This window comes from Enterococcus raffinosus (genome assembly GCF_019175485.1).
Classification (GTDB): domain Bacteria; phylum Bacillota; class Bacilli; order Lactobacillales; family Enterococcaceae; genus Enterococcus_A; species Enterococcus_A raffinosus.
On record NZ_CP072888.1, the window covers coordinates 2,092,303 to 2,105,629 of the forward strand.

At 40.9% G+C, this 13,327-nt stretch carries 9 protein-coding genes and 1 other annotated feature; of the genes, 2 read left to right on the plus strand and 7 right to left on the minus strand.

Annotation, left to right across the window (positions count from 1 at the left end):
* Window position 1: 1 nt before the first annotated feature.
* Complete coding sequence (gene gltB, locus J9537_RS10230) at window positions 2-4,498, minus strand: glutamate synthase large subunit (RefSeq protein WP_425333181.1); 4,497 nt, start codon at window positions 4,496-4,498, stop codon at window positions 2-4.
* A 210-nt stretch (window positions 4,499-4,708) separates the two neighbouring features.
* Between gltB and efaR the strand changes: the two genes are divergently transcribed.
* Window positions 4,709-5,356: a transcriptional regulator EfaR gene (efaR, locus tag J9537_RS10235; protein WP_010745930.1), complete on the plus strand. Its 648-nt coding sequence runs from the start codon at window positions 4,709-4,711 to the stop codon at window positions 5,354-5,356.
* Window positions 5,357-5,476: 120 nt separating this feature from the next.
* A complete protein-coding gene (gene zwf, locus J9537_RS10240; RefSeq protein WP_218256089.1) occupies window positions 5,477-6,991 on the plus strand; it encodes a glucose-6-phosphate dehydrogenase in 1,515 nt (504 codons plus the stop codon).
* A 95-nt stretch (window positions 6,992-7,086) separates the two neighbouring features.
* On the opposite strand, the gene ileS is transcribed toward zwf, so the two are convergent.
* The 6 genes from ileS to J9537_RS10270 all read right to left on the minus strand — a co-directional run bounded on the left by ileS (window position 7,087) and on the right by J9537_RS10270 (window position 13,314).
* Window positions 7,087-9,873: an isoleucine--tRNA ligase gene (gene ileS / locus J9537_RS10245; protein ID WP_218256091.1), complete on the minus strand. Its 2,787-nt coding sequence runs from the start codon at window positions 9,871-9,873 to the stop codon at window positions 7,087-7,089.
* A gap of 98 nt (window positions 9,874-9,971) precedes the next feature.
* Window positions 9,972-10,185 (minus strand) — a binding site (T-box leader).
* The gene (locus J9537_RS10250; RefSeq protein WP_218256093.1) at window positions 10,178-10,882 is read right to left on the minus strand and encodes a DivIVA domain-containing protein; all 705 of its coding nucleotides are present in this window, start codon (window positions 10,880-10,882) and stop codon (window positions 10,178-10,180) included. Its footprint overlaps the feature before it by 8 nt.
* 22 nt (window positions 10,883-10,904) lie before the next feature.
* Window positions 10,905-11,687 carry a YlmH family RNA-binding protein gene (locus tag J9537_RS10255; protein ID WP_010745926.1) on the minus strand — a complete coding sequence of 261 codons (783 nt, stop codon included), beginning with the start codon at window positions 11,685-11,687 and terminating at the stop codon, window positions 10,905-10,907.
* Between the two features lie 12 nt (window positions 11,688-11,699).
* Entirely contained in the window at window positions 11,700-11,975 is a 276-nt protein-coding gene (locus tag J9537_RS10260; RefSeq protein WP_174520502.1) for a YggT family protein, read from the minus strand.
* A 13-nt stretch (window positions 11,976-11,988) separates the two neighbouring features.
* A complete protein-coding gene (locus J9537_RS10265; RefSeq protein ID WP_010745924.1) occupies window positions 11,989-12,627 on the minus strand; it encodes a cell division protein SepF in 639 nt (212 codons plus the stop codon).
* A gap of 9 nt (window positions 12,628-12,636) precedes the next feature.
* A complete protein-coding gene (locus J9537_RS10270) occupies window positions 12,637-13,314 on the minus strand; it encodes a YggS family pyridoxal phosphate-dependent enzyme (RefSeq protein ID WP_218256095.1) in 678 nt (225 codons plus the stop codon).
* Window positions 13,315-13,327 lie beyond the last annotated feature (13 nt).

The following is a 13,327-nucleotide window of genomic DNA, read 5'->3' on the forward strand; positions in this document are numbered from 1 at the left end:
CCTAGCCACGCTCCTTTCCAGCCGGTACCGTTTGTTCGCCGATCACTTCGATGAAGGCTTTCTCAATTAATTCGTCACCTTTTAGACCTGTTTTCGCTAATTCCTCTGTTACTCGAATCATTTCGTGGTATTCTCTTGGGTACACTTTGACAAAATGTTTTTGAGCATTTTCCCAATCATTCAATAATTCTGCTGCCTTCAATGAATCTGTATAAGCAAGATGCTTCTCAATCATTTCCTTCAAGACCGCATCATCGCCAGCTTCACCTAATTTGAAAAGATCTACCATCTCTAAGTTACATTTATCGGCAAAAGTCCCTGTCGGATCATAAACATAGGCCACCCCGCCAGACATTCCCGCAGCAAAGTTTCGACCAGTTGGCCCTAAGATGACCGCAACTCCGCCAGTCATATACTCACAGCCATGATCACCGACGCCTTCGACGACCACATTCGCCCCGCTATTACGGACACAGAAACGTTCGCCTGCTTTCCCTCGGAAGTATCCTTCTCCGCGATTTGCACCGAAGCAGACCACATTCCCAACGATTGGTGAATTTTCTACATCGTAAGCTGCATCCTTTGGCGGTACGATAATTACACGACCGCCGCTAAGACCTTTCGCCACGTAGTCATTTCCTTCACCGATAAGCTTTAATTCCATGCCTTGGGTGATGAACGAGCCGAAGCTTTGACCCGCAATACCAGTATAAGTGTATTTGATCTGACCAGGCGTCAACTGGTAGTTTCCAAATCGCTCAGCGATCCAGCCGCCCATTCGTGCGCCAACTGTTCGATTGACATTATTGATTGGATAAGTCATCGCTACTTGCTCCCCATTTTTGATGGCTCCCTCAGCAAAATGATCCAATTCAGGCCATTCACGTTTTTCTTTGAACGGATCTTCTGTTTTCCGTTCAATACCAACGCTTGTCGATAGAATTCTTGAGAAGTCTAACGATTTTGCCTTACCCTTCGCAATAAAGCGCGGCGCTAAAACTTCTGTGTGACCGATCATTTCATCGATGCTTCTGAAGCCTAATTCCGCCATAATTTCGCGTAAATCTTCCGCGATGAAATACATCATATTCACTAAGTGTTCCGGTTTACCCACAAAGAATTTCCGCAATGCCGGATTTTGTGTCGCTACCCCCACTGGACAGGTGTTCAAACTACAAACACGCATCATCACACAACCGATCGCCACTAAAGCTAACGAAGCAAAGCTGTATTCTTCAGCTCCTAATAAGATCGCCATCGCCACATCGCGGCCCGTCATTAATTTGCCATCAGTTTCTAGTGTCATCCGCTGACGTAAATTGTTCATAGCTAATGTTTGGTGTGCCTCAGCAACACCCATTTCCCATGGCAGTCCTGCATCACGTATCGAATTACGCGGTGAAGCGCCTGTTCCGCCATCATAGCCAGAGATTACGACAACATCTGCTCCAGCTTTAACTACACCTGTCGCAATGGTCCCAACCCCTGTGCTTGAAACCAGCTTGACATTAATTTTCGCATACGGATTGATTGCCTTCAGGTCATAGATCAGCTGAGCCAAATCTTCAATCGAATAGATATCATGATGCGGCGGTGGGGAAATCAATCGCACACCTGGTGTAGATCCGCGAATTTCTGCTACCCAAGGGAAAACTTTATTGCCAGGTAATTGCCCGCCTTCTCCTGGTTTTGCTCCCTGCGCCATTTTGATCTGCAATTCTTCGGCACTCATCAGATATTCCGCATTTACACCGAAACGACCCGAAGCGACCTGCTTGATTTTACTGTTGAAATTCTTACCATCTGCTTGCGGTTTGAATCGTTTACGATTTTCTCCACCTTCACCGCTGTTGGATTTCGCGCCAATACTGTTCATGGCTTCAGCGATACATTGATGAGCTTCCTCACTTAACGACCCATAAGACATAGCTCCTACTTTGAAGCGTTTCACGATTTTACTAGCAGGCTCTACCTCAGAAAGTTTCACTGCCGGACGGTCCTTTTTAAATTCCCAAAGCGCTCGTAAATTTGTTGGTTCGTCTAAGGCCTCCTGATTCATTTGTTCAACATAATGTTTGAATAATTGATAATCCCCTGCTCGAACGGCTTGTTGGAAATTATAAATTGTCTTCGGATTGAATAAATGATGTTCGCCATCCGCCTTGTATTGGAAGCTTCCTCCTGAAGCCAACAAATCATTTTGTTGTGGACCATAGGCTAGAGAATGACGCTGCAAATACTCTTCTTCAATTTGATAAAGCGACAATCCGCCGATACGGCTGGCAGTCCCAGTAAAGTATTTATCTGTTACTGGCTGACTGATTCCTACAACTTCAAACAACTGCGCACCATGATAACCAGCAATGGTCGAAATACCCATGCGGGACATCACCTTCACGATCCCTTTTTCAGCAGCTTTACGATAATTTTCCAGACCGTTTTCAATGTTAAAGTCAGTTAACGTCGCATACGCACCATAAGGATGGATACCGCTAGCACCATATCCAATTAAAGTGGCAAAATGATGAACCTCACAAACTTCCGCAGAGTCAACAACCAAACTTGCCAAAGATGCTTTTCCTTTACGGACCAAATGATTATGCAACCCTGATACAGCTAATAGAATAGGCATCGCCATTTTTTCTTGAACAGCCCCACGATCACTTAAAATCAAGATCGTAGCGCCCTTATCAATCGCAGATTCAGCCTCTTTAAACATCTGTTCTAAGCCATCTTCTAAAGCATTTCTATTCCCGATAGGATACAGTGTTGAAATGGTTACGGCTTTTTGCTCTTTAGTATTTAACTGAGCGATTTTTAGAAAATCAGCGCTGCTGAGAACTGGGCTCTTAATTTTTAGTTTTTGACAGTTATGAGCATCGTCTACCCGAATATCGCCGTCACGTCCTAAGAACATCTCTGTTCCGATAACCAATTGTTCACGGATCGCGTCAATCGGCGGATTCGTCACTTGAGCAAACTGCTGCTTGAAGTACGTAAACAATGATTGCGGCTTGTCACTCAAAACAGCTAACGGAGAATCATACCCCATAGAAAGTACCGGCTCTTCTCCCTTCCCTGCCATTTGCAGCAAGGCTCCGCGAATAATTTCATCTGTATAGCCGTTCAGCTTCCACATTCTTTGCAATTCTTTGCCCGTAACTGCGGCTTCTTGAACTTCTGTTTCAGCAAGCTGAGAAAGCTCAATACGATTTTCAGCTAACCATTCTTTGTAGGTATGAGCCTTTGCATATTTTTCTTTGATCTCTTGATTGCGGTAAAATTTCCCATTGATGGTATCAACTAAGATCATATTCGCAGGTCCTAACACACCTTTTTCAATCACATTAGAAGGAGCAAAATCCACGACACCTGATTCAGATGCTACCTGAACAAAGCCATCCTTTGTTATAGAATAGCGAGATGGTCGTAACCCGTTCCGGTCCAACGTCGCACCAACCATTTCCCCATCCGTGAAACATAAGGCCGCCGGTCCATCCCAAGGCGCCATAAAGCTGGCATTGTATTCTTGGAAGGCGGTCATTTCTTCGCCTAATCCTGCTTCTTCCGACCAAGCCTCTGGTACCATCATCATTAAAGCGTGAGGAATATCACGTCCATTACGATACAAATACTCCATACAATTTTCTAGCTTTGCAGAGTCAGAATCCTCTTCGTTATATACTTCGATGCCATGACTCTTCATCCAGTTTTCTGATCCACGCAGGGTATTGATCTCCCCATTATGAGCTAAGAAACGGAATGGCTGAGCACGATCCCAACTTGGGAATGTATTAGTTGAAAAGCGAGAATGAACGACTGCGATGCTGGCTGCAAAATCCTCATCCTGCAAGTCATCATAAAAAATACCAACCTGATAAGCATGCAGCATTCCTTTATAAACAATCGTTTTACTAGATAAGCTGCAAATCGCCATTTCTCCTGCGTGATATGTTTTCTCCAATTTACGACGCAAGCGATACAACCGATCCTCAAAATCTCGATCTGTCTGTACTTCCAGCGGACGTTTTATGAATAATTGCACAAAGCTAGGCATCACTTTTTGGGCACCAGGGCCACAATTTTCATACTGGAACGGTACGTCTCGCTGCCAAAGGACCAAATAACCAGCAGCTTCAATTTCTTTTACAAGCGCCTGCTGCAAGCCATTCTTATGTTCTTCTTCTGCAGGTAAAAAGAACATACCTACTGCGTACTGTCCACGATCAGGCAAACATACACCTGCCGTTTTTGCTTCACGTTGAAAGAATTTATCTGGAATCGTCGCTAATATTCCTGCCCCATCACCAGTTTCTGGTTCTGCACCAGTTCCGCCGCGGTGGTTCATTCGTTCTAACATTGTTAGTGCATGCTTCACTAATTGATGTGAAGCTGTACCTTCCATCTGAGCAATAAAGCCCATACCACATGCATCCTTCTCAAAAGAGGGATCATACATGGTCGGGGCCGCTGTTACTTGTTGCTTTGTCATTGACATCAATCCTTTAAATAGTTTGACAATTCTCATTTATTTTTAATATACTACCTTTTTTTAAAAAGATAGGCAAGTGTTCTTAGAAATTTTTTTTAATTACCTGTGTTATTACGGCTCTGAGACTTAAAAAAGAAAAGACCAATCAAATGGAAAAAATAAAAAATATTTGGTAAACTTAATCTGATATGCTTCGTTACGAAAGGATGAACATCAATGACACCGAATCGCGAAGATTACTTAAAATTAATATTAGAATTAGGTGGCGACAAAGAAAAAGTTAGCAATAAAAAAATCGTTGCAGGTTTGTCCATTTCTGGTGCTTCTGTCAGTGAGATGATTAATAAACTAGTTAAAGAAGGCTTAGTTGAACACTCTCCTTATCAAGGTGTTCAATTGACACTTGCAGGTTTGGAAAAAGCGAGCACGCTCGTTCGTAAACATCGATTATGGGAAGTTTTTCTAGTCGATCATCTTGGCTATTCGTGGAATGAAGTCCATGATGAAGCAGAAGTATTAGAGCATGTGACCTCCTCACAATTGGAACAGAAATTGGATAATTACTTGAGCCATCCAACCTTTTGTCCTCATGGCGGAATGATTCCGCAGCAGGATCAAACCGTCCACGAAGAAGACCGCCAAACACTGACAAATTATCCAGTCGGTACGAAAATACGTATTGCCCGTGTTTTGGATGAAAAAGAGCTGCTTGACTATTTGATGGATCTCGGCGTAAAAATCCATGAAGAATACGAAATTTCAACGATCGCGGCCTATGAAGGTCCAATTACTTTACAAAATGACCAAAAAGAGGTTTCAATTAGTTACAAAGCAGCGTCAACAATTTTTGTTGATTCATTATAGAATGAGTCCCCGTCCACCCTTTGCAGTTTTGACAACGCAAATGATAAAAATAAGCTCTGCTCTTTTGGATGGTAGATGCTCTAAAAATGAATACATTATTAGGAACTAGGAGTGAATCATATGGAACAAGCAGCATTATTCACCATCTTCGGCGGTACAGGTGATTTAGCAAAGAGAAAGCTTTACCCTTCATTATTTCGTTTATATAAAAAAGGAAATTTAGCAAAGCATTTCGCCGTCATTGGTACGGCTAGAAGACCTTGGAGCGATGAGCATTATCGCGAAATTGTGCGTGATACGATCAAAGATATTGCCCTTACTGATGAAGAGGCACAAGAATTTTCTAATCACTTTTTCTACCTTTCACATGATGTGAATGATACAGAACATTATGATCAATTAAAGGATTTAGCGGATGAATTAGATGAAAAGTATGGTTTAGAGGGCAACCGTCTATATTACTTAGCCATGGCACCTCAATTTTTTGGTACAATCGTTAACCATTTGAAGTCGCAAGAAATTTTAACCACCACAGGGTATAACCGATTAGTGATCGAGAAACCGTTCGGCTTTGACTACGATTCTGCGAATGAACTGAATAATCAGATCCGAAAAGTTTTCCCCGAACAAGATATTTTCCGAATTGATCATTATTTAGGAAAAGAAATGATTCAAAATATTTCCGTGATTCGTTTTGGGAATAATATCTTTGAATCCCTTTGGAATAACCGATATATCGAAAATGTACAGATTACCTTTTCCGAAGCCCTTGGTGTAGAAGACCGCGGTGGCTACTATGAACATAGTGGTGCATTAAAAGATATGGTTCAAAATCATATCCTGCAAGTCGTTGCTCTACTAGCAATGGAAGTCCCAACTTCTTTCTCTAACAAATCTATTCGTGAGGAAAAAGTAAAAGTTTTGCAAGCCATTCGTCGCTACAACTCAGAAGAAGTGTTACAAAATTTTGTCCGCGGCCAATATGACGCGGGTACGTTAGATGATAAACAATTCGTCGCCTACCATGATGAACCAAATGTCTCAAAAGATTCTTTAATGGAAACGTTTGTCGCTGGTAAATTTTTAATTGACAACTTCCGTTGGTCAGGTGTTCCTTTTTATGTTCGAACTGGCAAACGGATGACAGAAAAAGGCACCCGCATCAATATTGTCTTTAAACAGGTTCCCGTCAATGTCTTTAATTTTGAACAAGCAGAAGTCGATGGAGAAGAGTTACCACAAAATATTTTAACCATTTATATCCAACCAACAGAAGGCTTCTCCTTAACCTTAAATGGAAAGAAAATTGGACAAGGCTTCAATACTGAACCAGTAAAATTGGATTTCCGTCAGAGTGCCGAGGTCACTGAAAATAGTCCTGAAGCCTATGAAAAATTACTATTAGATGCATTAAACGGCGACAGCACTAACTTCTCTCACTGGGATGAAGTAGCAAACTCATGGGAGATTGTTGATCGCATTCGTACTACCTGGGATCAGACTACACCAGGATTTCCAAACTATGCTGCTGGAACTATGGGACCACAATGTGCCTTTGATCTCTTAGCTAAAAATGGTCACGAATGGGCGTGGCAGCCGGATCAATGGTATCGTGAACGTGGAAAATTAGAATAATTCAAAAAAAGCTTACGGCTAAAACCGTAAGCTTTTTTCTACGTCAAGAAACCCGTGTGACGCAAATCAACACGGGTTTCTTCTATTATAAAGGGTTATTCCAATCCTTCAGCTACTGCCTCAGGATAATTTTCTTCAACGATATGCGCACATGAAGCACATAAATTTGGAAGTTTTTCATCTTCACCAACTGTCGTACGTACTTGACGACAACGATCACACACTTCCCCTTCAGCTTTTTCAACTAAGATCGCGACATCTTCAAATGTCATGGCATTTTCAGGTGCTGCTTCTTTTGAAATACTGAATGAATCTGGCGATACGATCAATAACTGTGCAAGGTCCGCATCTAGTGCTGTTAATAGAGCACCTACTTGTTCATTTGGATAGATGGTCACCTTCGCTTCTAGAGACTTACCGATAATTTTCTCATTACGGGCCTCTTCTAAAGCCTTCAAGACGTTGTCGCGGAAATCCATAAAGGCCTTCCATGTATCTAACAATTCAGCTTGATTAGGGTATTCATCATAGCTTGGTAATTCTGCTAACTGAACATACTCCTCTTCTTCTTTCAAATAGCTCCAGATTTCTTCCGTTGTGTGAGGGATGATCGGCGTCAATAATTTTGTTAATGCAACTGCCGCTTGATAAAAGACTGTCTGCATACAACGGCGTTCATAACTGTCTTCCGCTTGAATATAAACAACATCCTTCGCGAAATCCAAATAGAACGAAGACAAATCAACCGTTAAGAAATTCACGACTGTTTTGTAAATTTGAGTAAAGTCGTATGCTTCATAACCATCTTCACGAACAGTTTTAATCACTTGATTCAAACGAACTAACAAGTATTTATCCACTGAACGTAAATCATCATAGGCTACTGCGTGTTTTGTTGGTTCAAAATCACTCGTATTCGCTAATAAAAAACGCATAGTATTACGGATTTTACGATAAACTTCCGATACTTGATTCAAGATATCCATTGATACTCGAACATCCGCTTCATAGTCCACACTGCTGACCCATAGACGCAAGATATCTGCACCCATTTGCTTGATTACTTTATCCGGTACGATTGTATTTCCTAGAGATTTACTCATTTTTCGGCCTTCACCATCTAAAGTAAACCCTTGAGAAAGAACTGACTTGTATGGAGCAACGCCATTAATAGCTACACTAGTCGTAATACTTGAGTTGAACCAGCCACGATACTGGTCAGAACCTTCCAAATACATGTCAGCTGGGAATGTTAAGTTATCACGTTGACGTAACACCGCTTCGTGAGAAGATCCTGAATCGAACCACACATCCATAATATCTGTTTCTTTTGTAAATTCTCCGTTTGGTGAACTTGGGTGAGTAAAGCCTTCTGGCAATAAATCCTTCGCTTCACGTTCAAACCAAATGTTAGAACCATACTCAGCGAAAAGCTGTGCCACATGTTCTGTTGTTTCCGGTGTGATGATTGCCTCACCGTCTTCACCATAGAAGATTGGCAATGGAACTCCCCATGCACGTTGACGAGAAATGACCCAATCCCCACGGTCACGAATCATATTGTACAAACGAGTTTTTCCCCATGGGATGATCCAATCAACTTTTTCAATTTCATCTAAGATATCTTGACGGAATTTATCAATAGAAGCAAACCATTGAGGCGTTGCACGATAAATGATTGGTTTCTTTGTACGCCAGTCATGAGGATAACTATGCGTAAAGAATTCTAATTTCAATAAAGCCCCATTTTTTTCTAACAGTTCTGTGACCATTGGATTGACCTTGTCATAAAAGACTCCTTCAAATCCAGGCGCATCAGCAGTCATAACACCGCGATCATCAACGGGGGAAATGATGTCTTTACGATATTTCTTCCAGGCAAAATAATCATCTTCCCCATGTCCAGGCGCTGTATGAACCAGTCCAGTACCGGCATCTAATGTGACGTGATCGCCTAAGATGACTAGAGATTCTCGATCATAAAATGGATGTTGCGCAGTCATATACTCTAAGTCTTTTCCGTTAACTTCTTTAATAACCTTAGGATCTGTCCAATCCAACTCCTCAGCAACATTTGCCAATAAGTCTTTCGCAACAACAAATTTTCTCCCATCTGCTTCCACCACCACGTAAGTATACGCTGGGTTTGCAGAAATTCCTTGGTTAGCTGGTAAAGTCCATGGAGTCGTTGTCCAGATAATAAATGAAGTATCTGTATCCAGAATTCCTTTACCATCCTTAACCTTAAATGCAACAAAAATAGAAGGCGATTTAACATCCTTGTATTCAACTTCCGCTTCGGCCAATGATGACTCGCTAGATGGTGACCAATAGATTGGTTTTAATCCTTTATAAATGTAGCCTTTTTCTGCCATTTTACCGAACACACGAATTTCAGCTGCCTCGTAATCAGGAGTAAGAGTGATGTAAGGATTGTCCCACTCACCAGCGATCCCTAACCGTTTGAAATCATCTCGCTGCTTATCCACTTGTGATAGCGCATATTCCTCACATTTTTTTCGATACTCAGCCATCGTCATTTCTTTTCGTTTGATTCCTTTATTAGCAAGAACTTGTTCGATTGGCAATCCATGTGTATCCCAGCCCGGTACATAAGGTGCACGAAAACCTGACATTGATTTTGAGCGCACGATGATATCTTTACTAATTTTATTTAGTGCATGTCCAATATGGATGTTTCCATTAGCATATGGAGGGCCATCGTGGAGAACAAAGGTTGGTTTTCCTTCATTTAATTTTTGACGCTTTTCGTAAATTTTATTTTCTTCCCATTCTTTTTCCCATTGTCCTTCACGATTTGGCAAATTGCCACGCATCGGGAACCCAGTTTTACCTAGTTGAAGGGTCTCTTTTGTCTTCACTATCAATCGTCTCCTTTTTCTATTTTAAGGTACTACTCAAGATTGAATAGTCCTTGATAAATCAAAAGTTTAAAAACACAAAAAAACAAGCTTGTCCGCAAAGGGACGAGCTTGTCGTGGTACCACCCAAAATTTGAAACCAAAAAGTTTCCTCTAATCATTGTTAACGGAATGACCCGTCGATTGCTACTAATATTTCACAACCGCATGATCTAGAGGATCTTTCTAATTAGAGGGTCTGCCGAACTTCCACTATCATCGGCTCGCTAAAAGAATCTAATCAGCTTTTCTATTCTAGATTAGCTTAGTTTTCGTCTGATTTAATTAATTCAGGAATGTCAATCGTTAATCCCATATCTTCTTCAGGTTCAGGAGTAATAATTGGTTCATCTGAGTCTACTGCAACCACATCATCGTTGTCAAGTTCATTAGCTAAAACTTCTTTCAGAACTTCATGTCCATCTCCCACATAGGAAGACATTGGTTTTAGGACTTCTTCCCAATCACCACTGCGCGCTTGATCGATTTGTGTTTCTAACAGCAACAATAATTGTTGATGGAAAACACGCGTTTTCTTTTTCAAGTCATTTGTTTCCGCAGCTAATTGACGAGCTTTAGAAGTAGCATCAGTTAGAATTTCTTTTGCTTTGTCTTCGGCAGTTGTCGTCAACAAGTTAGCCTTTTGCATTGCATTAGAAATCAGTTCATCTGCACGGTTTTGAGCAGATGTGACAATTACTTCAGATTCCTTGCTTGCAGAAGATTTAACCTTATCAGCGGTATCTTGTGCTACAACGATTGATTGGTTCAACGCTTCCTTCAATTCATTGAAGTACTCTAATTTTTCCTCTGAATGCTTCAATGCTTTTTCTAATTCACGATTTTTGGCGATACTGTCTTCATAATCGCGAACGATCATATCTAAGAAGTCATCGACCTCATCTTGGTTATAGCCACGCATTTTCGTGGAGAAATTCTTATTTTGAATATCTAATGGAGTTAATGCCATTTTTTTGTTCACCTCATAAATTTTATTTTCGCAAAACGCCTAAACGCAAACGAAATTTCTCTTTCTTTGTTTTTCCCTCTAATCCTTGAATCTGAATTCGACCAAATCCCCGGACTGAAACGACATCTAATAAATCTAGCAAATAATCTGGGCGTTCATTTACTGACCAGTTGACTTTCACCTTGCCGGCTTCTACTAACTGTTTTGAACGCTGACGCGATATATTGTAGACGGTTGAAATAATTGCATCCAGTCGCAGAGAAGTTGCTGTAGTAGTTTCTTCTAACCAGCTATCTTTAGGAATAATAATGTCTGTGTAAGGCCGTTCCTCTAAATGAACTGTCACACGACCAATTTTTGTTACTTGACTAACGATATAGCTAGCAGATTCTTTTGCTAAAAAGATTTGCCAACGATCACCGTCAGAAATAATATCCCCAAAATAATCACGCTTAATTCCCGCATTCATCAACGTCCCCAGAATCTTTCCATGAGAAAGTTCAGTGAACTTTTGCGGATAATTGATCTCAATCATCACCAGTTCAAAATCATCGATCTGCGGCTCGTAATAATCAGGATAAATCATGCAGCGACAACGTTCTGCATCTTCATAACCGCCATAAAAAGAAAATTTTAATTCGCTATTTTCACGAATCAATGTTTCTAAAATATACGCCTGACGAGGATCTAAAAAATTCGTCAAATAAGGAGCGTACTGGCTTTCAACTTGTTCTAGCCAATCGCCAACACTGTCAACAAATGGATGCTCTTCTGGTCTAAAATGTTGATAGACATTCGCATTCATAGTGCCACCTCCTTAATAAATAATATTTATCAGAATTCTTTGTAATACCCCCATTGCAAAATTTAACGCTAAAATCGCAGCCATCACTGAAAAATCAATCCCGCCAAATTGTAATGGCAACCGTCGAAACAAATTAAGAAACGGCTCACAAATTCGGCCTAAAAGCTGACCAAATCTAGATTGGTAGGCTCCTGGGAACCATGACATCAACGCATAAACAACTAAAAGTATCGTATAGAGATAAACTAAACGATTTAAATAGTAAAAAAGTGTAATAAGTAGATTCAAATAAGCGGCTCCTTTACATTCCTAATCCATAAATATCATCATCAACCATTGAGCTCAATGCAGTATTCGTAATTTCAACATTTGTCGGCGTACATAAGAACATCTCATTGCCAACACGCTTAATATCGCCATCAATCATAAATACCGCGCCCGTTAGAAAATCAACCACACGTCTTGCCTTCATCTCATCTAAAGATTGAAAATTAATTAGAACCACTTCGCCTTGTCCAACACGTTTGGCGATTGTCATCGCTTCATTATAGGCTCTTGGTTCAACCACTGAGATGCGGTCTTTTTTCTTTTCTTCCATTCTTGGAGCAAGTCGTTGTGCCCGACTGTTATTGTTTGGCATAGACACGACTTTTTCACTTTTCTTAGGCATACTTTCTGCTTTTTTCATCACAGCCTCTGCCCGTCGATTCGTAGGAGTTTCAACAACTGGTTGTTGTACTCGCTCCTGTACTTTTTGCTGTACTCTTTCTTTTGGTCTTTCTTGCTTTTGGTATGTTGAACGTGCCGTTACGCGTTCTTTTTTAGGCGCGCTTTGTGGGCGGCTAACCTGCTTCTTTGGGGCAGGTGCTGCTACTTCTTCATACATGTCATCATCTGCTAAACCAAAAAAATCAGTGATCTTTGCTAGACTAATTCCCATTAACTTTACCTAACCTTTCCTAAATAATGCCGTTCCAATTCGAACAAATGTGGCGCCTTCTTCAATTGCCGTTTTGAAGTCTTGGCTCATTCCCATACTCAATTCTGTGCATGGGGCGTATTGCAAGTTTAGTTTTTTCACACTTTCTTGAAGATCTTTCAAGGTTGAAAAAATTGTTCGAACTTCCTGCTCACTCGCTTCATAAGGAGCCATGGTCATCAAACCAATCACTCGTATCTTATCCAACCCTGCTATTTCCTGAATAAAAGAATGAAGCTCTGCTGGGTTGAGCCCATGCTTCGATTCTTCACCAGAAACATTTATCTCAATAAAACAATCTATTTGATGTTCCGCACGTTTTTGAATTTCTTGTGCTAAACGCAAACTGTCCAGTGCATGAAAATAATCAATTTCATTTATAATCAATTTTACCTTGCGACGCTGTAAATTACCAATAAGATGCCATTTAATCTGCTGATGTTGTGAAAGACTTTGCTTTTTCTCTAGTAATTTATCTACCCTATTTTCCGCTAAATCCAAAATTCCCAACTCAACGAGTTCACTTGCTGTTTTGGAGTCGACACTCTTGGTCACCGCAACCATTGTAACATCCTTTGGGTTACGTGAAACAAGAGCACACGACTCCTGAATTTCTTGCTCGATTTTATGCAAGTTTTCAGCGATCATGTGCTCTCCCCCT